This is a genomic window from Streptomyces sp. NPDC006733, assembly GCF_040636125.1.
Classification (GTDB): Bacteria; Actinomycetota; Actinomycetes; order Streptomycetales; family Streptomycetaceae; genus Actinacidiphila.
In genome coordinates, this window is the sequence record NZ_JBEYJD010000035.1 from 1 (window position 1) to 21,228 (window position 21,228).

Annotated in this window: 18 protein-coding genes; all 18 read right to left on the reverse strand. The window is 71.5% G+C overall.

The window, feature by feature from the left end:
* Positions 1–87: 87 nt before the first annotated feature.
* On the reverse strand, positions 88–1,410 hold the full coding sequence (locus ABZ721_RS27900) for a pectate lyase (RefSeq protein WP_358791482.1): 1,323 nt from the start codon (positions 1,408–1,410) through the stop codon (positions 88–90).
* A 124-nt stretch (positions 1,411–1,534) separates the two neighbouring features.
* Positions 1,535–2,875, reverse strand: coding sequence for a sugar ABC transporter substrate-binding protein (locus tag ABZ721_RS27905; protein WP_358791483.1), 1,341 nt, complete (start codon positions 2,873–2,875; stop codon positions 1,535–1,537).
* 123 nt (positions 2,876–2,998) lie between these two features.
* Positions 2,999–4,522, reverse strand: a complete 1,524-nt coding sequence (locus ABZ721_RS27910) for a family 43 glycosylhydrolase (RefSeq protein ID WP_358791484.1) — start codon at positions 4,520–4,522, stop codon at positions 2,999–3,001.
* A complete protein-coding gene (locus ABZ721_RS27915; RefSeq protein ID WP_358791485.1) occupies positions 4,519–5,349 on the reverse strand; it encodes a PmoA family protein in 831 nt (276 codons plus the stop codon). The genes ABZ721_RS27910 and ABZ721_RS27915 overlap by 4 nt, the downstream gene beginning before the upstream one ends.
* Positions 5,349–6,506, reverse strand: coding sequence for a Gfo/Idh/MocA family oxidoreductase (locus ABZ721_RS27920; protein WP_358791486.1), 1,158 nt, complete (start codon positions 6,504–6,506; stop codon positions 5,349–5,351). Before ABZ721_RS27920 ends, ABZ721_RS27915 begins: the two co-directional genes overlap by 1 nt.
* Before the next feature lie 5 nt (positions 6,507–6,511).
* On the reverse strand, positions 6,512–7,414 hold the full coding sequence (locus tag ABZ721_RS27925) for a carbohydrate ABC transporter permease (RefSeq protein ID WP_358791487.1): 903 nt from the start codon (positions 7,412–7,414) through the stop codon (positions 6,512–6,514).
* Positions 7,411–8,316, reverse strand: a complete 906-nt coding sequence (locus ABZ721_RS27930) for a sugar ABC transporter permease (protein ID WP_358791488.1) — start codon at positions 8,314–8,316, stop codon at positions 7,411–7,413. The genes ABZ721_RS27925 and ABZ721_RS27930 overlap by 4 nt, the downstream gene beginning before the upstream one ends.
* A gap of 104 nt (positions 8,317–8,420) precedes the next feature.
* Positions 8,421–10,142, reverse strand: a complete 1,722-nt coding sequence (gene araD / locus ABZ721_RS27935; RefSeq protein WP_358791489.1) for an L-arabinonate dehydratase — start codon at positions 10,140–10,142, stop codon at positions 8,421–8,423.
* The gene (locus ABZ721_RS27940) at positions 10,139–11,080 is read right to left on the reverse strand and encodes a dihydrodipicolinate synthase family protein (protein ID WP_358791490.1); all 942 of its coding nucleotides are present in this window, start codon (positions 11,078–11,080) and stop codon (positions 10,139–10,141) included. The genes araD and ABZ721_RS27940 overlap by 4 nt, the downstream gene beginning before the upstream one ends.
* On the reverse strand, positions 11,080–11,730 hold the full coding sequence (locus ABZ721_RS27945) for a GntR family transcriptional regulator (RefSeq protein ID WP_358791491.1): 651 nt from the start codon (positions 11,728–11,730) through the stop codon (positions 11,080–11,082). Before ABZ721_RS27945 ends, ABZ721_RS27940 begins: the two co-directional genes overlap by 1 nt.
* 191 nt (positions 11,731–11,921) lie before the next feature.
* A complete protein-coding gene (locus ABZ721_RS27950; RefSeq protein WP_358791492.1) occupies positions 11,922–12,944 on the reverse strand; it encodes a polysaccharide lyase family 1 protein in 1,023 nt (340 codons plus the stop codon).
* Positions 12,945–12,957: 13 nt separating this feature from the next.
* Positions 12,958–13,800, reverse strand: coding sequence for a pectate lyase (locus ABZ721_RS27955; RefSeq protein ID WP_358791493.1), 843 nt, complete (start codon positions 13,798–13,800; stop codon positions 12,958–12,960).
* A 302-nt stretch (positions 13,801–14,102) separates the two neighbouring features.
* Positions 14,103–15,074 (reverse strand): galactofuranose ABC transporter, permease protein YjfF, encoded by a 972-nt coding sequence (gene yjfF, locus ABZ721_RS27960; RefSeq protein WP_358791572.1) that lies wholly within the window; start codon positions 15,072–15,074, stop codon positions 14,103–14,105.
* 35 nt (positions 15,075–15,109) lie between these two features.
* On the reverse strand, positions 15,110–16,237 hold the full coding sequence (locus ABZ721_RS27965; protein WP_358791494.1) for an ABC transporter permease: 1,128 nt from the start codon (positions 16,235–16,237) through the stop codon (positions 15,110–15,112).
* On the reverse strand, positions 16,237–17,766 hold the full coding sequence (locus ABZ721_RS27970) for a sugar ABC transporter ATP-binding protein (RefSeq protein WP_358791495.1): 1,530 nt from the start codon (positions 17,764–17,766) through the stop codon (positions 16,237–16,239). Before ABZ721_RS27970 ends, ABZ721_RS27965 begins: the two co-directional genes overlap by 1 nt.
* A gap of 101 nt (positions 17,767–17,867) precedes the next feature.
* Entirely contained in the window at positions 17,868–18,896 is a 1,029-nt protein-coding gene (locus ABZ721_RS27975) for an ABC transporter substrate-binding protein (RefSeq protein ID WP_358791496.1), read from the reverse strand.
* Positions 18,897–18,977: 81 nt separating this feature from the next.
* Complete coding sequence (gene araA / locus ABZ721_RS27980) at positions 18,978–20,483, reverse strand: L-arabinose isomerase (protein ID WP_358791497.1); 1,506 nt, start codon at positions 20,481–20,483, stop codon at positions 18,978–18,980.
* Positions 20,480–21,217 carry an L-ribulose-5-phosphate 4-epimerase gene (locus tag ABZ721_RS27985; RefSeq protein ID WP_358791498.1) on the reverse strand — a complete coding sequence of 246 codons (738 nt, stop codon included), beginning with the start codon at positions 21,215–21,217 and terminating at the stop codon, positions 20,480–20,482. The genes araA and ABZ721_RS27985 overlap by 4 nt, the downstream gene beginning before the upstream one ends.
* Positions 21,218–21,228 lie beyond the last annotated feature (11 nt).

The window sequence follows — 21,228 nt, forward strand, 5'->3', positions numbered from 1 at the left end:
GGGGGGGGGGGGGCCCCCCGGGGGGGGGGGGGGGGGGGGGGGGGGCGGGCGCCCCCCCCCCCCCCCCCCCCGGCGGTGCGGCGGCCGCTACAACCGCCCGGCGCCCGCGCCGCAGTCGACGATGCGCGGGACCGCGGTGGGGCGGTCGACACGGGTGCGCAGCGCGGGGGTCCAGCCCGCGTCACCGGCGATGACCGTGGCGGGGTGGGCGGCGTTGAACGCGCCGAGGAGGTCGGTCTCCTTGCCGTTGACGACGTTGTGCTCCTCCGTCATCGCGGTGCCCTTCCAGTACGCGATGACCCGGTCGGCGCCGACCGTCTTCGGCAGCGTGAACGCGTTCGCCTCGGCGACGAGCTGCGACTTGAAGCCGACCCCGAGGCTGTAGACGTACTCCTGGCCCGCGGAGACGACATAGTGGTTGTTGTACGCGTCGACCTGGCCGAAGCGGACCCGCGGCGCGCGCTCGGTGATGTTCCTGAACAGGTTGTGGTGCAGGGTCACTCGCAGCTTGCCCGTGTCGGTGGCGCCGGCGCCGTCGCTGTTGCCGAACAGCAGGGTCTTGTCATGGTCGGTGAAGGCGTTCCAGGACGCGGTCACCAGGTCGGCGCCCTTGACGATGTCGAGTTCGCCGTCGTGCTGCTGGTAGATGCGCCCGAAGTAGAACGGCTGGGCGGCGTCGGGGCGACGGCCGTCGGTGAAGGTGTTGTGGTCGATCCAGACGTGGGTGGCGCCGTAGACGACCAGGTTGTCGTACTCGGAGTTCCAGTTGCCGGTGGCGCCGTCGGTGGGGTCCCACTGCGGGAAGCAGTCGAAGGCGTCCTCGAAGGTGAGGTTGCGGACGATGACGTTGTCCGCGTTCTTGACCTGGAGGTCGAGGGCGAGCAGCTTGGCCTGCTTGCCGACGCCGACGATGGTGGTGTTGGAGCCGACCAGGAGCTGGACCCGTGCGGCCTGCCGGGCGGCGGAGGCGGCGCGGGCGTCCTCCTGGGGGCCGCTGGGCACGGTGGCGGTACCCCAGGTGACCGGGTCGTACGCGGCGAGGTAGGCGTCCAGGGCGTAGCCGTCGGTGGCGTAGTCCGCACAGCTCAGGGGCGCTCCGGCGGCGTCGGTGTTGCCGTCGATGGTGCCCTTGACCTGAATGATCTTGGGGGTGGCGTCACCGCCGTTGAGGGCGGCGGCGAGCTGCTCGCGGGTGCTGACGGTGAAGGTGTGGGCCGCGTCGGCGGCCTGACCGCCGGTGGTCCCGGCACCGGACGAAGCCCAGCCGTCCCCCGCGGGCAGTGCGGCGCGGGCGGGCGAGTGGTGGGCGGCCCGGTCGGGCGACGGGTGGGCCTGGGCGGGCGTGGCCGGCGCCAGGGCGGTGCAGCCGAGCAGCGCAGCAATTACATGGGCATGACAGGTTCTTCTCATGACGGCTCCCGCTGAGGCGAAGTGAACGGGTGGAGGGAGGACCCGCGCCGCACGGTGGCGGGCGGCGCGGTGGAGGCGTGGCCGTCGCGGGGCGCCGGTGGGGGGCGGCGCCCCGCGACGGGGATCAGCTCTTGTGCTTCTTGTAGTCCGCCTGCGCGGCGTTGAGCTTGCCCGCGAGCTTGTCGGCGAACTCCTTGGCCGTGGTCTTGCCGAGCAGCAGCTTCTGGAAGTCCGGCTCGGAGTCGGCCTTGGTGATGCTGTTCCAGTCCGGCAGGTAGTACGGGAACTGCACGATCTTGGTCTTCGGGTCGTTGAGCGAGTCCATCGCGGCCTTGGTCGCCTTGGCCTCGGTGATCCACTGGTCCCACTCGGTGGCGGTGTTGGCGGGGATCGCGCCGGCCGACTTGTTCCACAGGCTGTTCATCTCGGGCGAGGCGGCGAACTCGATGAACTTCCACGCGGCGGCCTTGTTGGAGCCGGACTTGAACAGCCCCAGTCCGTCGACCGGGTTGGACACGATCGTCCGCACTCCGCCGTCGGTGGCCGGCGGCAGCGGGATCCCGGCGATCTTCTCCTTGCCGAACGCCTTGACGTGGTCGTTGTACGAACCGAGGTTGTGCTGCAGCATCCCGATGTTGCCCTGGTCGAACTCGGCGACCATCTTCACGAAGTCGTTGTTGAGGTCGGCCTCGGGTGTCGCCTTCTTGTACAGCCCCGTGTACTTCTCCAGCGCGGTGACGTTCGCGGGGTCGTTGACGGTGGTCCTGTCGCCGTTCCAGAAGGTGTCGATCCCCGACTGGGCGTACATCATCTCCAGCGCCTGGGCGATCGAGCCCTTGCCGCCGCGCAGCGTGAAGCCGAACTTGTTGTTCTTCACGTCCGTCAACTTGTCGGCGGCCGCGTACAGGCCCGCCCAGCTGGTGGGCGGCTGCAGACCGGCGGCGGCGAACAGGTCCGTGCGGTACCACAGCGTGCCCTGGTTGGCCGAGGTCGGCACCTCGTAGAGCTGCTTGTCGTCACCGCCCGCGGCCAGCACGCTGGTGACCATGCCGGTGACGAGCTTGCCCTTCAGGGTGCTGTCGTTGATCCGGTCGGTGAGCGGCTCCAGCGCGTTCTGGGCGACCATGTTGGCCAGGTACGCCGTGCCGACCCCGCCCACGTCGGGCAGGCCGCCGCCGGCGATGGCGGTGTCGTACTTCTTCTGCACGTCGGCGATCGGGATGCCGACGTACTCGACCTGGATGTCGGGGTTCTTCTTCTCGAACGCGGCGATGATCTGCTTCCAGACCGCGGTGCGCACCCCGCCGTTGTTGTCCCAGAAGACGATCTTCCCGTGGCCCTTGCCCTCGTCCCCGGCCGAGGTGCCGGAGTCACCGCAGGCGGTGGCGGTGAGCGCGAGGGAGGCGGTGAGCGCCGTGGCGGCGATCAGACGGGTTCTGCGGTGCGGCTTCTTCGGCTGTGACATGGCGGCTCTTTCGGTCGTGGGAGTCGGTCGTACGTGGTGGTCGGATGTCCCGTCGGACGGTTCGTGCCGACGGTTCGGTCGGACGGTTCGTGCGGGTGCTGCGGTCGTGCCGGGCCGTGCGCTTCAGGAGGTGATGCGGAAGGCGTCGAACGCGGCCGTCCCCGCCGGGCTCCGGCCCGGGGGCGCGGTGGCGAACAGGCCGAGCTGGGCGCCGAGCCAGCGCCAGGGCCGCGCGGTGAACACCGGCCCGGAGGCCTGCGGCCCCCCGCCGGTGTCCGCGGTGAAGCGGCAGCGCGCGTCCGGTGTGATCTCGATGCGGAGCAGGGCCCGGCCGTCGGGCGCCGGGCGGGGGTGCGCCGCGTCCCGTTCGGCCGTCGCCGCGGACTCGGCGAAGCGGTGCACCAGCCGGATCCCGTGCGCGCTTTGCTCCAGGCCGATCCAGGCGTAGGCGTCGCCGAGGACGGCCAGCCCCGCCCTGGCGCCCGGGGTCCCCGGCCGCAGGGTCAGTTCGACGGTGACCGTGCAGGACTCCGCCGGCAGCCGCTGGACCAGGACGGCCGGCACCGTCCGCAGGTCGTGGCTGCCGGTGGTGCGCGAGCAGGCCAGGTGCAGGCCGTCGCCGCCGTGCGCGGTGGTCCAGCCCGGGCGCGGGTTCGCCGTCCACGTCCACTGCCGGCCGAACCGGCCGCCGGGGAAGTCGTCGTCGGTGGCGGGCGCCTCCACCGGCTGCTCCTCACCCTTCGGCTTGGCGTGGACGGCGACCGGCTGCCCGCCGTCGCCCAACACCGGCCAGCCGTCCGCCGCCCAGCGCATCGGCTGCAGGTGCACCACCCGCCCGTACGCGCCCCGCGCCTGGAAGTGCAGGAACCAGTCCTCGCCGGACGGGGTGTCCACCCAGGCGCCCTGGTGCGGGCCGTTGACCGCGGTGCCGCCCTGCTCCAGCACGACCCGCTCCTCGTACGGCCCGAAGAAGTCGCGGGAGCGGAACGCGCCCTGCCAGCCGCTCTCCACCCCGCCCGCGGGGGCGAGGATCCAGAACCAGCCGTCGCGCCGGTAGGCCTTGGGCCCTTCGAGGGTGAACCAGCCCGGGAGGGTGTCGGCGTCGATGATCACCCGCCCGGCGTCGAGCAGTTCGGTGCCGTCGGAGCTCATCCGGTGGCCGGTGAGGCGGTTGTTGACCCCGGCCCGCGACCGGGCCCAGGCGTGGACGAGGTAGGCGCTGCCGTCCGCGTCCCACAGCGGGCAGGGGTCGATCAGGCCGCGGCCCGCCTTGAGCAGGTGCGGACGGGTCCACGGTCCGCGCACGTCCTCGGCGTTGACCTGGAAGATGCCGGTGTCGGGGTCGCCCCAGAAGATCCAGAAGCGGTTGTGGTGGTGGCGGAGCGCCGGCGCCCACACCCCGCCGTCGTGGCGCGGCACGCCGAACGCGGCGGCCGGCTCCAGCCGGTCCAGCGCGTGCCCGACGATCCGCCAGTTCACCAGATCGCGCGAGTGCAGGACCGGCAGGCCCGGAGCGCGGCCGAAGCTGGAGGCGGTCAGGTAGTAGTCGTCGCCGACGCGGATCACGTCGGGGTCCGGCCAGTCGGCGTTCAGCACCGGGTTGCGGTAGGTGCCGTCACCGAGGTCGGCGGTCCACGCTCGCGTCATGCGCCCGGCCCTCCGCCCATCGCCCGCGCCAGGGCCGCGGCCCCGTCGCGCCCGAGCCGCCCGTCGGCGATCCCGGTCGTGATCCGCCGGGTGACGGTGGCAGCCGGCGGCAGCGCCAGCCGCTCCCGTGCCGCGAGCGAGGAGCCGACGCCGGGGTACTCGCCCGTGCGCACGAACCACGGGTCCGGCCCGGCGAACACCAGCGTCCACCGGTCGCCGGCCAGGGCGAGCCAGTCGGCCGGGCGCCCGTGCACCGCGTCCTCGCCGTCCGCGTCCGCGCTGAAGACCTCCGGGGGGCGGGCGTCCTTCGGCGCCCGCCAGAAGAAGCCGCCGTATCCCGCGCCGGGCCGGCCGTTGGTGGCCGGGCTGCCGATGCTCAGCGGCCGGCCGGTGGTGTTGGTCAGCGCGGAGGTGAGGTCCAGTGCCCAGGCGGTGTCGTCGATCCGCCGGACGTCGACGGTGCGCCGCTCGTGCAGCAGTTCCCGCCCGCCCGCGGTCCAGGAGAGCTTCTCGGTGAAGCCCTCGTCCGTCCGCCGCAGCCAGCCGCCGTGCCGCTGCACCCCGTGGTTGTCCCGTGCGGTGGGCCCCTGGCCGCGCACGAAGGTCCGGCCGCCCCAGAAGTTGTGGCCCTCCACATCCGGGACCGCGACGCTCACGCCCAGGTGGTGCGCGTGGTCCGCGGGCATCAGCTCGGTGACCGGCACGCCGCCCAGGGTGCGCACCGGGTGCAGGTAGGGGCGCGGTGACAGCTCGCCGGGCAGCTCCGGCCGGTGGACGTAGCGGCCGACGACCCGGTCGCCGCAGCGCAGTTCGAGGGGTTCGGTCATCAGCGGCTCGCCTCCCGTACCGGTTGCCGTACCGCCCAGGGGGCGCCGAGTTCGGAGAACAGCGCGAGCGTCTCCGCGGCGGACTCGACCATGCCGTCGACGCCCGGCACCACCCGCCGCTGGGAGCGCTCCCCCGCGACGGCACGCCAGAGCTTGCCGGGGACCGGCAGCGGGTCGGCGGCGGTGCGGATCGCCTCGACGACCTTCATGAACGCGCCGGTGGAGCGCGGCGGGACCAGCAGGTCCGCGCCGTGCGCGAGGTGCGCCAGCAGGTTCTCCAGCAGGTCGGTCCGCGCGAAGACACGCTCCTCGGGACCGTGCGAGGCCCGCTGCAGCAGCATCCGGTCCTGCTTGTACCACAGGGTGATGCGGCCCTTCGTGCCGTGCACGGCGACGTACGGTTCGGCCGCCGTCTCGGCGCACAGGGTGGCCGCGACGGTGACCGAGGTGCCGCGCGCCGTCCTGATCCGGACGCAGGAGGTGTCGTCGGACTCGATCGCGTTGGCGCGGAAGAGTTCGGTCTCGATCGCCGCCACGTCCTCGGCGCGGTCGCTGCCGTCCAGGCGCAGGGCGGTGGCGACGGCGTGCGCGAGCGGGTTGGTGAGCACACCGTCGACCACGTCGACGCCCCGCAGCGTGCGGCGCCCCGACCAGGCGGCGCGCGTGAAGTACTCCTCCTCGCGCACCCAGTTGCCCGCCGCCCCGATGCCGCGCACGCGGCCGATCGCGTCCTCGGCGATCAGCTCGCGCACCGCGGTCACGGCCTGCGAGCCGAGCGACTGGAAGCCGATCTGGCAGGCGCGGCCCCGCGCTTCGAGGCCGCTGACCAGCCGTTCGTACTCCGCGAACGACGGGGCCGGCGGCTTCTCCAGCAGCACGTGCGCGCCATGGGCGGCGGCGGTCAGCGCCAGGTCGGCATGGGTGTGGATCGGAGTGCAGACGACGGCCACGGCGGCGCCCGTGCGGTCGATCAGCTCTCCCAGGTCGCTCCCCTGCGCCGGGGTGCCGAGTCCGGTGAGCAGTTCCTCCCGCAGCGGCCGCACGTCGCACACCCCGGCCAGGCGTACGGTGCCGGCGGCCGTCAGCCGGCGCAGGTTCTCCAGGTGCCAGTGCCCGTGGCCGTACGCGCCGGCCAGGACGACGGGTGTCGCTCCCATGCCGCTCACCCCTTGACCGCCCCGGCGCTGAAACCGGTGACCAGCCACTTCTGGATGAACGCGAAGACGATCACGACCGGCACCGCGGCCACCACCCCGCCGGCCGCCAGCGCCCCCAGGTCGACGCTGTCGGCGCCGATCAGGGTGTTGAGGCCGACCGGGATCGTCTGCTTGTCCTGCGAGCTGAGGAACATCAGCGCGAACAGGAAGTGGTTCCAGCTGTGCACGAACGCGAAGGAGCCGACAGCGATCAGCCCGGGCCGCAGCATCGGCAGCACGATCGCGCGGAACGCCTGGAGGCGCGAGCAGCCGTCGACCCAGGCCGCCTCCTCCAGCGCCATGGGCACGTTCTTGATGAAGCCGCTGATCAGGATGATGGACAGCGGCAGCTGGAACACGGTCTCCGCGATGACCACGCTCCACAGCGAGTTGATCAGCTGCAGGTTGCGGAAGATCTCGAAGAGCGGGACGAGCATCAGCGCGCCGGGGATGAACTGCGAGCACAGCAGCGCCAGCATGAAGGCGTTCCTGCCGCGGAACCTGAAGCGGGCCAGCGCGTAGCCGCCGCACAGCGCCACCACGGTCGTGGTGATCAGGGTGGCGACGCCGACCAGCATGCTGTTCTGGAAGTACATGCCGAACGAGCGCTCGTTCCAGACCTTCTCGAAGTGCTCGGTGGTGGCCGGCCAGGGGACCAGCGACGTCGACCCCGCCGGGCGCACCGCGAACAGCAGCATCCAGTAGAACGGGACCAGGGTGAACAGCAGGTACAGGCCGAGCGGCAGGTAGATCTGCCAGCGCGGGGTGCCGTCGTCCACCGGGCGGCGGCGCCGCCGGGTGGAACGCGGCGGAGTGGTGCCGGCGGGTGGGACCGCGCGGACGTCCTTCTCCGCGAGTGCGGCGGTCATGTGCGGTCGCCTCCGAACTTGCTCAGGCGCAGATAGAGGATCGAGCAGAACAGGAGGATCACGAAGGCGACGGTGGTCAGTGCCGACGCGTAGCCGAAGTCGTGCCCGTCGATGCCGGTGTTGGCGACGTACAGCGGCAGCGTGGTGGTCTGCCCGGCCGGTCCGCCGCCGGTGAGGGTGTAGAGCAGGTCGACGTTGTTGAACTCCCACACCCCGCGCAGCAGCGTGGAGAGCACGATCGCGTCCCGCAGGTGCGGCAGCGTGATGTGGAACAGCTGCCGGTAGCGGTTCGCGCCGTCGACCGAGGCCGCCTCGTACAGTTCCTTGGGGATGGACTGCAGGTCGGCGAGGATGAGGATCGCGAAGAACGGGACCCCGCGCCAGAGTTCGGCCAGGACCGCCGCCCAGAACACCGTGCCGGTGTCGGAGAGCACCGAGGTGCCGTAGGTGCCGATGCCCGCGTCGGCGAGGTAGCGGCTGAACCCGGTGGAGGGGTTGTACAGCAGCATCCAGATGGTGGTCGTCAGGACCCCGGAGACCGCCCAGGGCGAGAAGACCAGGGCGCGGGCGATACCGCGGCCGATGAAGGTCTGGTTGACCAGCAGCGCCAGCACCAGTCCGAGGACGAGCTGCAGGCCCACCTCGACGACGACCCACCGGGCGCTGAAGCCCAGGCTCTGCCAGAACAGCGGGTCGTCGGTGAAGATCCTGGTGAAGTTGGAGAAGCCGGCGAAGCCGTTCCGCCAGGGCTTGGTGACGTTGTAGTCCTGCAGGCTGTAGTAGAGGACGCTGACCATCGGGTACGCGATGAACCCGAGCATCAGCAGGCCTGCCGGGGCTATCAGCAGATACGGGAGGCGCCGGTCGCGCCGCCGGGATGGTTTCGCCACGGCGATGGCCATGACTGGGACTCCTTCACTACGGGGTAAGCGCTTGCTGAATGGGTGTGCGGCATCCCGGACGGCGAGCGTCGGGGGCAGCCGCGGCTGGGGAGGGGCGCGGGCGCTCAGCCCGCGTAGGGCTCGGGCACTTCGCCGGGCCTGGCCAGGAAGCGGAAGTCGCAGCCGGTGTCGGCCTGGGTGATCTGCTCCTGGTACAGGGCTCCGTAGCCGCGCGCGTAGCGCGGCGGGGGCGGCTGCCAGGCGGCGCGGCGGCGTTCCAACTCGGCGTCGTCCACGGCCAGGTGCAGGCTGCGGGCCGGTACGTCGAGGGTGATCAGGTCACCGGTGCGGACCAGTGCGAGCGGGCCGCCGACGTGCGACTCGGGCGCGATGTGCAGGACACAGGCTCCGTAACTCGTGCCGCTCATCCGCGCGTCCGAGATCCGGACCATGTCGCGCACCCCCTGTTTCAGCAGATGGTCGGGGATCGGCAGCATCCCGTACTCGGGCATCCCGGGACCGCCCAGCGGCCCCGACCCGCGCAGGACCAGCACGCTGTCGGCCGTGATGCCCAGCTCCGGGTCGTTGATGGTGGCCTGCATCGCCCGGTAGTCGTCGAAGACCACGGCCGGCCCGGTGTGCTTGAGCAGGTGCGGTTCGGCGGCGATGTGCTTGATGACGGCGCCGTCCGGGCAGAGGTTGCCGCGCAGGACCGCCAGTCCGCCCTCGGCGGCCAGCGGGTTGCCGCGCGGGCGGATGACGTCCTTGTTGTGGACCAGACCGCCGTCGAGCTGCTCGCGCAGCGAGGCGTGCGCGACCGTCGGACGGTCCAGGTGCAGCAGGTCCGTCAGCTGCGCGAGGAACCCGGGCAGGCCGCCGGCGAAGTGGAAGTCCTCCATCAGGTACCGCCCGCCCGGACGCACGTCGGCCAGCACCGGCACCGTGCGCGCGATGCGGTCGAAGTCGTCCAGCGTCAGCTCGACGCCCGAGCGGCCCGCCATCGCGATCAGGTGGATCACGGCGTTGGTGGAGCCGCCCAGGGCCAGGACGGTGGCGACCGCGTCCTGGTACGCGTCATGGGTCAGGATCCGCGACAGCCGCAGGTCCTGCCAGACCAGTTCGACGACGCGCGCCCCCGAGGCGGCCGCCATCCGCTCGTGGCCGGAGTCGACCGCGGGGATCGAGGAGGCGCCGGGCATCGTGGCCCCCAGCGCCTCGGCGGCGGCCGTCAGCGTCGAGGCGGTGCCCATCGTCATGCAGTGGCCGGGGGAACGCGCCAGCCCGCTCTCCAGTTCGGCCAGCTCGCAGTCGCCGATCAGCCCGGCCCGCTTGTCGTCCCAGTACTTCCACATGTCGGTGCCGGAACCCAGCACCTCGTTGCGCCAGTGCCCCGGCAGCATGGGCCCGGCGGGCACGAAGACGGCCGGCAGGTCCATGCTGGCCGCGCCCATCAGCAGCGCCGGGGTGGACTTGTCGCAGCCGCCCAGCAGGACGGTGCCGTCCACCGGGTACGAGCGCAGCAGTTCCTCGGTCTCCATCGCGAGCAGGTTGCGGTAGAGCATCGGCGTCGGCTTCTGGAAGGTCTCCGAGAGCGTGGACACCGGGAACTCCAGCGGGAAGCCGCCCGCCTGCCACACCCCGCGCTTGACCGCCTGGGCGCGCTCGCGCAGGTGGGAGTGGCAGGGGTTGATGTCGGACCAGGTGTTGAGGATCGCGATCACCGGCTTGCCGAGGTGCTCCTCGGGCAGGTAGCCGAGCTGCCGCGTACGGGCCCGGTGGCTGAACGAGCGCAGTCCGTCGGTGCCGTACCAGCGGTGGCTGCGCAGCTGTTCGGGTGACTTCCTCATAGCTCCCAGCCCTTGATGAGGGCCGCGACCTCGGCGCGCTGCGGGTCGGGCAGCTGGCGGCTCGGCGGGCGCACCTCGCGGCGGCACAGGCCCAGCGCGGAGAGCGCCTCCTTGACGACCGTCACGTTGTTCGCGGACTGCTGTGCGGCGCGCAGGTCCTCGAAGGGGCGGATCCGCTCCCAGATCCGCATCGCCTCGGGGTAGTCCCCCGCCCGCAGCGCCGCCAGCATGCCCAGCGAGACGGACGGTGCGACGTTGACCAGCCCCGAGGTGAAGCCGGTGGCGCCGGCCGGCCAGTAGGAGGGCGCGTACAGCTCCGCGAGCCCCGCCACCCACACGAACCGGTCCAGGCCCGCGTCGCGCGCGAAGGCCGCGAAGCGGGCGGCGTCCGGCACCGCGTACTTGGCGCCGATCACGTTGGGGCACAGGTCGCCGAGGAGCGCCATGCGGTCGCCGGCGATGAGCGGGTTGCGGATGTAGGGCACCACGCCGAGTTCGGGGACGGACTCCGCGATGGCCCGGTGGTAGTCCACCCATCCGTCGTGCGAGACGTAGGGGTGCACCGGCTGGTGCACCATCACCATCTGCGCGCCGTGCTCGCGGGCGTGCCGGGCGGCGGCGATCGCGGTCGGCACGTCGTGCCCGACGCCGACCAGGACCACGGCGGAGCGCTGCGCGGTCTCGGCGAGGGTGTCCTCGACGACGGTGAGCCGCTCCTGGGGGGTCAGCGCGTAGAACTCGCCGGTGTTGCCGTTGGGCGTCAGCGTCCGGACGCCGCCGTCCAGCAGCCGGCGCAGCAGCAGCCGGTAGGCGTCCCGGTCGATGGCGCCGTCGGCGTCGAACGGGGTCACGGGTATCGCGACGACGTCGGCGAGCGCGGCCCGCAGTTCGGCGCGGTGCACCGGATCGGTGTCGTGGATCGGATCGGTGCGGTCCATCAGGCGCCCGCCTCCTCGTGCTCGGGGTACGCGCGGCGGACGAAGTCCGAGATGTGGGCGTGCAGCAGACCGGCCGCGCCGTCCGCGTCGCCGGCCAGCGCCGTCCGCAGGATCTCCTGGTGCTCGCGGGCCTCCTGCTCCCAGGAGGGGGAGGCCGCCCAGGCGACGGCCGACACCAGGGCCGCCTGGTCGCGGACCTCGTCGAGCATCCGCGCCAGCAGCGGGTTGCCGCAGGGCAGGTACAGCGCCCGGTGGAAGTCGCGGTTGGCCAGGCTCCGGTCGGCCCGGTCCTCGGCCCCCTCGGCGCGCACGAGCGCGTCCTGCGCCGCCGCCAGGGACTCCTTCCTCAGGATGCTGCGGCGCAGCGCCTCGGGCTCCAGCAGCAGCCGCACGTCGTAGATCTCACGCGCCATGGCCGCGTCCACGGCCCGCACGGTGACGCCCTTGTACTGGCTCATCACGACCAGTCCGGTGCCCGCCAGCGTCTTGAGCGCCTCGCGCACCGGGGTCTTGGAGACCCCGAACTGCGCCGCGAGATCGGCTTCGACGAGGGGCTGTCCCGGACTCAACTGCCCGGTGAGGATGCCGTGCTTGATCGCCTCCAGCACGTACTGCGTCCGGGAGGGGATCGGGGCGGGGGCAAAGGTCATGTGCGCTCTCAGATCTCACGTATCGCGTCTCATATATGACGTACGAAGTACGACGCGATGAAAGTTAGGGCCGCGCCAAAGGTTCGTCAATGCTTTCGACAGAACTGATCCACCACGGCTCCGGCCCGCTGCGGGAGCGCTCCCACAACGGGCCGGGCCAGGGCTGCATCACCGTCGGTCAGGTCCGGTGATCAGCCGACCTTGCCGGTGCCCGCGCCCGCGCGGACCTCGGCCGCCACCTGCGCGGTGGGGTCGAGGGTGAACGCGTAGGGCGGGCTGGTGAAGGTGCCGGTGCGCGTGATGACGGGGGCCGCGCCGCCGTAGTCGTTGCCGCTCGCGTTGGCGTAGCCGTCGACCGGACTGTCCTCGGTGGTCCACACCGGGAGGTTCACCTGTACGAAGACGTTGTTCTGGATCAGGCACTGGGCGTTCATCAGGCAGTGGATGCCGCTGGTCGGGGCGTTCTCGAACAGGTTGTCGTAGGCGTGCAGATGACCGAACCGGATGCGCGGCAGCCGGGAGTCCACGTTGCTGAACCAGTTGTGCCCGTAGGTGACGCGAATGCTCGCGTCCTCGGCGGCGTTCTTGTCGCTGTGGCCGACGAGCGAGCCCTTGAAGTGGTCGTGCAGGTGGTTCCAGGAGACGGTGACGTCCGTGGAGCCGTGGTTGATGTCCAGCAGGCCGTCGTAGTAGTCCTTGTCGTGCGTGCGGTCGTTGAACAGCTCGTTGTGGTCGATCCACACGTGGTCGGACTTCTGGATCTGGATGAGGTCGACGGGCGCCTTGGCGAGCGAGATCCGCAGGTTGCGGACGATGACGTTGTGGGCCTTCTTGATGAACAGCCCGGCCCCGGTGAGGCCCGAGCCGGCGCCCACCCCGACGATGGTCTTGTCGGAGGTCACGTAGATCTGCTCGGTGCCCCGCAGCATGCCGGAGACCTTGATGGTCTTCGCGCCGGTCGACTTGGCCTCGGTCACCAGCTGGGCGAGCGTGGTGACGGTGACGGTGGCGCCGCCCGCGCCGCCGGTCGTTCCCGCGCCGTAGCCGATGGGTGCGTTCTCGAAGGCCGCCGCCGCGACCGCGGCCGGCCCGGTGCCGGTCACGACCGGGCCGGCGCCCGCCGGGGAGGCGACGAGGGCGACCGAGGTGACGCCGGCCGCGACGGCGCCGGCGAGCAGGGCACGGCGGCGGGTGGGTGAGGGGATCCGTGTCATGGCGTGCGGCCTCTCACTTGTAGGTGATGTCGGAGGCGGAGTACAGGCAGTGCACGCCGTCCGGACCGCTGCCGATCTTGGACGGCTCGCCGCTGGTCACGCCCTTGTACCGGTCGCAGGGGCTGATCTTCCTGCTGCTGTCGTTCACGACGGTGATGCCGGAGAGCTTCGCGGTGTCGCCGTAGTTGGAGTTGATGCCCACGATGGACTTGCCGGGCGAGGTGACGGTGACGTTCTGGACGACGACGTGCCGCTCGTACTGCTTCTTGCAGTTGCCGCACGAGCGGTAGAGCTTCCCGAAGTCGTTCACCTGGAAGTTCTTGATGATCATCGTGCCGGGGCCGTTGTGCTGGAAGACCTTGTCGGAGGCCTTGCGCGCCCCGCCTCCGTCGATGGTCATGGTCTGCGACGCGGACGTGCCCTTGAAGGTCGCGGCGTCCTCGCCGACGTCCTGCCACCAGACGTTCTTGAGCGTGCAGGTGCCCAGGCAGTGGATGCCGTCGGCCGCCGGGGAGCCGAGGATGACGTTCTGCAGGGTGGCGCCGTTGGCCAGCTCGAAGAGGGGGTCCTGGCTCTCGCTCTGGCCGTCGGTGCCCAGGTCGCCGCTGCCGATGTAGCGGACCATGCCGCCGTCGCGGGTGCCGGTCACCTTGATCGTGCTGGTGACCAGCTTGTCGCTGGACGGCGTCGGCCAGGCGGCCGGCGCGGGCGCGGCCTCGGACGCGGCCTGCGGCGCGGGGGCTTTCGCGGACGCGGCGCCCGGGACGGTGACCAGCGCGGTCACGGCCAGGGCGACGGCCGCCAGCGGCGCGAGGACGGCGGGGGCGACCCGCCGGGACGGTGTACGTGCTGCCATGTCGGTCCTCCATGGGGGGATGGCGAAGGATGCGGCCGCGCACCGGCGTTCACGTCCGAATGTCGAAGTTCATGTCCGTGAACGGTGGGGCCGGTGATGAAGCTAGAGAGCAAGCGCGTACCTGTCAATGACCTGAACATCCTCATGTTGCAAGGGAGTTGGCGAGCAAGCGCTTGCCCAAGGGCATGCGAAAGCGGCCGACCACGCGAAGTGGTCGGCCGCCGCCGCGCGGGAGCGCGGGTCAGGAGCGCGCGGCCGTGCGACTGCTCGTCGTCCGGGCGGTCCGGCGGGCTGACGTGAGGTCAGGCGCGCCGGCGGGACGTCATCAGGCGCTGCAGCAGGACGAAGGCGAACAGCAGCGCGCCGACCGCGATCTTCGTCCACCAGGAGCTGAGCGTGCCCTCGAAGGTGATGATGGTCTTGATGACGCCCAGCACGAGGACGCCCAGCAGGGTGCCCAGGACGTAGCCCGAGCCGCCGGACAGGATCGTCCCGCCGATCACCACGGCGGCGATCGCGTCCAGCTCCGTGCCGACCAGGTGCAGGCTGTACCCGGACAGCGTGTAGAGCGTGAACAGCACGCCGCCCAGGGCCGAGCACAGCCCGCTGACGGTGTAGGCGCGGATCACCGTCCGCCCCACCGGGACCCCCATCAGCAGCGCGGACTGCGCGTTGCCGCCGACCGCGTACACCGCGCGGCCGAAGCCCGTGTAGTGCAGCGTCAGGAAGGCGATGGCGACGACGGCCAGCGCGATGACCACGGACCAGGAGACGAACACGCCGCCGGGGAGGGTCACATGGGACTGCGCCAGGGTGGTGAAGACCGGGTCGTCGATCGGGATCGAGTTGGTGCTGATCAGGTAGCACAGCCCCCGGGCGAAGAACATCCCGGCCAGCGTCGCGATGAAGGGCTGCACCTCGAAGTGGTGGATGGCGTAGCCCATGCCGCCGCCGATCACGGCGCCGACCGCCAGCACCAGCGGGATGACCAGCGCGGGCGGCCACCCGTGCTGCTGGACGAGGGTGGCGCACAGCATCGTGGAGAGCGCGGCGACGGCGCCGACCGACAGGTCGATCCCGCCGGTGAGGATCACGAACGTCATCCCCACCGCGATGACCAGCAGGAACGCGTTGTCCACGAAGAGGTTGGCGATGGTCTGGCCGGCCAGGAAGTCCAGGTAGCGGTAATTGCCCGCTTCGAGGGTCAGCGCGAACAGGACGGCGGTGGCCATGACCGGGACGTAGTCGCGGTGCTGGGCCAGGAAGGTGCGCACGCCGCGGCCGGCGGCTGCGCGGGGCTGGGTCGCGCTCACAGGGTGGTCGCCTCCTTCGGGCTCTGGACGGCGTTGGCCGGTGCGTGGTCCCGGGGGGCGCCGGGGCGCCGTTCGGCGGCGTCCGCCCGGGTGCCGCCGGCGGTGCCCGGGCGGCGCGGGGCCCGGCGCGACAGCACCTTGGCGCGGAAGGCCGGGGACTGCAGCAGGCAGACCGCCATCACGACCAGTGCCTTGAACACCAGCGTCGTCTCGGGCGGCACGCCCACGGTGTAGACCGTGGTGGAGAGGGTCTGGATGACGAGGGCGCCGATGGCGGTGCCCCCGAGGTGGAAGCGGCCCCCGGTCAGCGAGGTGCCGCCGATGACCACGGCGAGGATCGCGTCGAGCTCGATCCACAGGCCCGCGTTGTTCCCGTCGGCGGCGGTCACGTTGGAGCTGATCATCAGTCCGGCGCCGGCCGCGCACAGCGCGCAGAACGCGTAGACCGCGATGGTCAGGCCGCGGGCCCGGATGCCGACCAGCCGGCTGGCCTCCTTGTTGCCGCCGACCGATTCCAGCAGCAGCCCCAGCGCGGTGCGCCGCACGACCAGGCCGGTCAGCACGAGCACCGCGGCGGCGATCAGTACCGAGAGCGGCAGGCCGAGCTCGTAGCCGCCGCCGATCAGGTGGTAGGGCTCGCTGTTGACCGTGATGATGCGGCCGCTGGTGATCATCTGGGCGACTCCGCGCCCCGCGACCATCAGGATCAGGGTCGCGATGATCGGCTGCATGCCGATCCCGGCGACCAGCACCCCGTTCCACACGCCCAGCGCGACGCACACGCCCAGCGCGACCAGGACCGCGACGACGACTCCGCCGGCGCTGTGCTGGTCGGCGAGGTCGCTGATGTTCAGGCAGGCGACGGCGCCGGAGATGGCGACCACCGCGCCGACCGACAGGTCGATCCCGCCGATGGCGATGACCAGGGTCATGCCCACGGCGACCAGCAGCAGCGGGGAGCCGAGCCGCAGGATGTCGACGAGGCTGCCGAAGAGGTGGCCGTCGCGGATCTGGACGGAGAAGAAGTCCGGGGTGTAGACGACATTGGTGATCAGCAGGCCGACGAGCAGGGCCAGCGGCCAGAACAGCCGGTGGGCGGCGAGTCGGGTGACGAGGGGCGGCATCAGTGGGTCCCTCCGGTCGCGATGGTCTCCATCAGCCGGTCCAGGGTCAGTTCCTCGGTGTTGGGCAGTGTCGCCACCAGTTCGCGGTCCCGCAGCACCGCGACGGTGTCGGACAGGGCCAGCACCTCTTCGAGTTCGGCGGAGACGTAGACCACCGCCATGCCGTCCGCGGCGAGCGACGCCACCAGCCGCTGGATCTCGGCCTTGGCCCCGATGTCGATCCCGCGGGTCGGCTCGTCGAGGATCAGCAGTTTCGGTTCGGTGATCAGCCAGCGGGCGAGCAGCACCTTCTGCTGGTTGCCGCCGCTGAGGTTGCGCACGACCGCCTCCGGGTCGGCCGGGTGGATGTGCAGCGCGGCGATCCAGTGCGCGACCAGTTCCTCCGTGCGGCGGGCGGGCAGCGCCCTCATCCAGCCGCGGGAGGCCTGCAGGGCCAGGACGATGTTCTCCCGGACCGTCAGGTCGGGGATGATCCCCTCGCTCCTGCGGTTCTCCGAGCAGAAGGCGATGCCGCGCCGGACGGCGGCGCGCGGGCTGCGCAGCGTGACGGAGCGCCCGTCGACCGTCAGGCTGCCGGTGTCGGCACGGTCCGCGCCGGCCAGCAGCCGGGCGGTCTCCGAGCGGCCGGCGCCCAGCAGCCCGGCCAGGCCGAGCACCTCCCCCGGGCGCACGGCGAGGTCGAAGGGCGCGACGGCGCCCTTGCGCCCCAGGGCGTGCGCCTCGGCGAACGGCTCCCCGGCCGGGCGGGCGCGGTCGCCCCGTCCCCGCTCGGTGAGCTCCCCCAGCTCCTGCCCGAGCATCGCCGACACCAGCTCGATCTGCGGCAGGTGCGCGGTGCGGTACTCGCCGACCAGCCGGCCGTCGCGCAGCACGGTGATCCGGTCGGACACGTCGTAGACCTGGTCCAGGAAGTGCGTCACGAACAGGATCGCCACGCCCTCCCCGCGCAGCCGCCGGATCACCTTGAACAGCTGCGCCACCTCCTCGCGGTCCAGGCTGGAGGTGGGTTCGTCGAGGATCAGCACCTTCGCCTGGATGTCCACGGCGCGGGCGATGGCGACCATCTGCTGCAGGGCGAGCGGCAGGGTGTCCAGCGGCGCCCGGACGTCGATCCGCAGATCGAGACCGGTCAGCAGCTCGCGGGCGCGGCGGCGCAGCTCGGACCAGGCGATGCGGCCGAGCCTGCGGGGTTCGCGGCCGAGGAAGATGTTCTCCGCGACCGACAGGTTCGGGCAGAGGTTGACCTCCTGGTACACGGTGCTGACCCCGGCCTGCTGCGCCTGCAGCGGGCCGGCGAACCGGACCGGGCGGCCCTCCAGCGTCACGGTTCCGGCCTCGGCCTCGTGGACCCCGGTCAGCACCTTGATCAGGGTGGACTTCCCGGCGCCGTTCTCGCCCATCAGGGCGTGCACCTCACCGGGGTACAGCGTGAGGCCGACATCGGAGAGCGCCCGGACGCCGGCGAACTCCTTGGTGATGCCGGTCATGTGGAGGACGGGTTGAGCGGGACTGGGCTGCGGCGTCGACATGGGAGCTCCTCTCCTCGGGCCGCTCATGGGGCTCCGGCCGGGGCCCGGGGCGCCCCTCCTGGGGCGCACCCGTCCCGGATCACCGGAGCTGTACCGGCCGATCAGTACTGGCGGTTGGGGAGCTCGGCCGCTGCCTTGTCCTTGGTGAAGACGCCTTCCTTGGACTCGACCCGGGCCGGCACCTCGGTCTTGTCCTTGAGCTTGCGCACCAGGTCCATGACCTGCGGGCCGATCAGCGGGTTGCACTCGACGACGACTTCGATCTTGCCGTCGGCCATGGCCTGGAAGGCGTCCTTGACCCCGTCGATGGAGACGATGCGGATGTCCTTGCCGGGCTTGAGGCCCGCTTCCTCGATCGCCTGGATGGCGCCCATCGCCATGTCGTCGTTGTGGGCGAAGAGGACGTCGATGTCCTTGTGCGCCTTCAGGAAGGCCGTCATGACCTCCTTGCCCTTGGCGCGGGTGAAGTCACCGGTCTGGTCCGCGACCAGCTTGAACTTGGGGTCCTTGAGGACGAGGTCCTCGAACCCCTTCTTGCGGTCGATGGCCGGGGCGGAGCCGGTGGTGCCCTCCAGCTCCGCGATGTTCACCGGGCCGGCGTTGGCCTTCTCCGCGTCCACCAGCCACTGGCCGGCGGAGGTCCCCTCCTTGACGAAGTCCGAGCCGATGAAGGTCTTGTAGAGGGACTTGTCCTGGGTGTCGATCGCCCGGTCGGTGAGGATCACCGGGATGCCGGCGGTCTTGGCCTCCTTCAGCACCGTGTCCCAGCCCGTGACGACCACCGGCGAGAAGCCGATGACGTCCACCTTCTGCTGGATGAAGGTGCGGATCGCGGCGATCTGGTTCTCCTGCTTCTGCTGCGCGTCGGAGAACTTCAGCTCGAAGCCGGCGGCCTTCGCCGCGTCCTGGATGGACTTGGTGTTGGCGGCGCGCCAGCCGCTCTCGGACCCGACCTGCGAGAAGCCGAAGACCAGCTTCTTGGCACCGCTCGCGTCCGTGCCGCTGCCCGCGGCGGCCTTCTTGCCCGCCCCGCCGCAGGCGGCGAGGGACACGCACAGCGCCACGGCCAGCAGGGCCGCGGCGGTGCCGCGCGTACGGGGTCTTGCCGGGGTGGAGGTGGTGAGGGACATCGTGCACTCTCCTTTGAGCCGGGGTGTTTCCCTTGCGATGTATGACCTGGGTGGTGCGACTGCGGGGTCGGCCGAAGCCGTTCAGAAACCGCGGGCCAGCCGGTGGTAGGCCTGGTTCCAGCGGATCTCCTTCGTGAACTGGCGGATCGTGGTGCCCTTGTCGATGACCAGGAGTTCCGCTCCGGCCATCTCCGCGAGGTCCTCGAGCTCCTCCGTGCCGACGGCGCTGGAGAGCACGGTGTGGTGCGGGCCGCCGGCCGTGAGCCACGCCTCGGTCGACGTCCGCAGGTCGGGCTGCGGCTTCCACACCGCGTGCGCCACCGGCAGGTTCGGCAGCGGCTCGGCGGCCGCGACCACGTCGATCTCGTTGGCGACCAGCCGGAAGCGGTCCCCCATGTCGGCCAGGCCCACCACGACCGCCGGGCCCGGGGCGGCCTCGAAGACCAGCCGGACGGGGTCCTCCCGGCCGCCGATGCCCAGCGGGTGGATCTCGCACGAGGGGACCTCGGCGGCGATCGACGGGCAGACCTCGAGCATGTGCGCGCCGAGGATGACCTCCTGCCCGGCCTCCAGGTGGTACGTGTAGTCCTCCATGAACGACGTCCCGCCGGGCAGGCCGGCCGACATCGCCTTGAGCGTGCGCAGCAGCGCGGCGGTCTTCCAGTCCCCCTCGCCGCCGAAGCCGTAGCCGTCCGCCATCAGGCGCTGCACGGCCAGGCCGGGCAGCTGGCGCAGCCCCCCGAGGTCCTCGAAGTTGGTGGTGAACGCCTGGAAGCCGCCGTCGGTGAGGAACGCGCGCATGCCGAGTTCGATCCGCGCCGCGTACCGCAGCGCGTCGTGCCGCTCCGCTCCGATGCCCAGTTCGGGCGCGAGCCGGTAGCTCTCCTGGTACTCCTTGACCAGCCCGGTGACGTCGGCGTCGGCCACCGCGTCGACCACGGCGACCAGGTCGTTGACCCCGTAGGTGTTGACCGAGACGCCGAACCGCAGCTGGGCCTCGACCTTGTCGCCCTCGGTGACCGCGACATCGCGCATGTTGTCGCCGAACCGCGCCACCCGCAGGGTGCGCAGCGCCGCGTGTCCGGCGGCGGCGCGGGCCCAGGCGCCGACGCGCCGGGTCACCGACGGGTCACTGACGTGGCCGGCGACCGTCTTGCGGGCCACGCCCAGCCGGGACTGGATGTACCCGAACTCGCGGTCGCCGTGCGCCGCCTGGTTGAGGTTCATGAAGTCCATGTCGATGGAGCCCCACGGCAGCGCCCGGTTGGCCTGGGTGTGCAGGTGCAGCATCGGCTTGCGCAGCGCGTCGAGGCCGGCGATCCACATCTTGGCCGGGGAGAACGTGTGCATCCAGGCGATGACGCCGACGCAGTCGTCGGCGGCGTTGGCGTCGAGGCAGACCCGCCGGATCGCGTCCGCGTCGGTGAGGACCGGCAGCCACTTCACCCGGACGGCGATGTCGGAGCCGTCGTCGAGGGCCGCGGCGATCTGCTGGGACTGCTCGGCGACCTGCTGGAGCGTGTCCGGTCCATAGAGTCCCTGGCTTCCGGTGAGGAACCAGACTTCACGGCCTTCGAGCGACTTCATTTCTGGACTCCTTGACGGCCGGAGGGCTGCTGGCCGTAGACGTTCTGGTAGCGGTCGTAGAGCGAGTCGATGTCCGGTGCGGCGATGCCGACCGGTTCCCCGAGCTGCCGGGAGATGTGGACGGTGCGGGCGACGTCCTCGCACATCACGGCGGCCTTGACGGCGGCCCTGGCGTCCTTGCCGATGGTGAACACGCCGTGGCTCTGCATCAGTACGGCGGGCGAGCGGTGGCCCTTGAGGGTGGCCACGATGCCCTGGCCGATCGAGTCGTCGCCGATCAGCGCGAACGGGCCGACGGGGATCTCCGCGCCGAACTCGTCCGCCATCGCGGTGACCACGCACGGCACCGCCTCACCGCGGGCCGCCCAGCCGGTGGCGTAGGTGGAGTGGGTGTGCACCACGCCCCCCACCTCGGGCATGTGGCGGTAGACGTAGGCGTGGGCGGCGGTGTCCGAGGACGGGTGGTGGCTGCCCTCGAGGACGTTGCCGTCCAGGTCGCAGAGGATCATGTTCTCGGGCGTCAGGTCGTCGTAGGAGACCCCGCTCGGCTTGATGACCATCAGGTCGCGGCCCGGCACGCGGGCCGAGACGTTGCCGGCGGTCCACACCACGAGCTGGTAGCGGACGAGTTCCTGGTGCAGATCGCTGACCTGCTGCCGGATCAGCCGGATCGCGGCGCCGGTCTCGGGGTCGGACGCGGGACCGGTCAGGGGGTCGGTCGTGGGATCAGTCATGGGAACGGCCT

Coding starts and splice junctions, on each gene's coding strand:
- ABZ721_RS27900 (WP_358791482.1), bottom strand. CDS start 1,410: ATGAGAAGAACCTGTCATGCCCATGTAATTGCTGCGCTGCTCGGCTGC.
- ABZ721_RS27905 (WP_358791483.1), bottom strand. CDS start 2,875: ATGTCACAGCCGAAGAAGCCGCACCGCAGAACCCGTCTGATCGCCGCC.
- ABZ721_RS27910 (WP_358791484.1), bottom strand. CDS start 4,522: ATGACGCGAGCGTGGACCGCCGACCTCGGTGACGGCACCTACCGCAAC.
- ABZ721_RS27915 (WP_358791485.1), bottom strand. CDS start 5,349: ATGACCGAACCCCTCGAACTGCGCTGCGGCGACCGGGTCGTCGGCCGC.
- ABZ721_RS27920 (WP_358791486.1), bottom strand. CDS start 6,506: ATGGGAGCGACACCCGTCGTCCTGGCCGGCGCGTACGGCCACGGGCAC.
- ABZ721_RS27925 (WP_358791487.1), bottom strand. CDS start 7,414: ATGACCGCCGCACTCGCGGAGAAGGACGTCCGCGCGGTCCCACCCGCC.
- ABZ721_RS27930 (WP_358791488.1), bottom strand. CDS start 8,316: ATGGCCATCGCCGTGGCGAAACCATCCCGGCGGCGCGACCGGCGCCTC.
- araD (WP_358791489.1), bottom strand. CDS start 10,142: ATGAGGAAGTCACCCGAACAGCTGCGCAGCCACCGCTGGTACGGCACC.
- ABZ721_RS27940 (WP_358791490.1), bottom strand. CDS start 11,080: ATGGACCGCACCGATCCGATCCACGACACCGATCCGGTGCACCGCGCC.
- ABZ721_RS27945 (WP_358791491.1), bottom strand. CDS start 11,730: ATGACCTTTGCCCCCGCCCCGATCCCCTCCCGGACGCAGTACGTGCTG.
- ABZ721_RS27950 (WP_358791492.1), bottom strand. CDS start 12,944: ATGACACGGATCCCCTCACCCACCCGCCGCCGTGCCCTGCTCGCCGGC.
- ABZ721_RS27955 (WP_358791493.1), bottom strand. CDS start 13,800: ATGGCAGCACGTACACCGTCCCGGCGGGTCGCCCCCGCCGTCCTCGCG.
- ABZ721_RS27965 (WP_358791494.1), bottom strand. CDS start 16,237: ATGCCGCCCCTCGTCACCCGACTCGCCGCCCACCGGCTGTTCTGGCCG.
- ABZ721_RS27970 (WP_358791495.1), bottom strand. CDS start 17,766: ATGTCGACGCCGCAGCCCAGTCCCGCTCAACCCGTCCTCCACATGACC.
- ABZ721_RS27975 (WP_358791496.1), bottom strand. CDS start 18,896: ATGTCCCTCACCACCTCCACCCCGGCAAGACCCCGTACGCGCGGCACC.
- araA (WP_358791497.1), bottom strand. CDS start 20,483: ATGAAGTCGCTCGAAGGCCGTGAAGTCTGGTTCCTCACCGGAAGCCAG.
- ABZ721_RS27985 (WP_358791498.1), bottom strand. CDS start 21,217: ATGACTGATCCCACGACCGACCCCCTGACCGGTCCCGCGTCCGACCCC.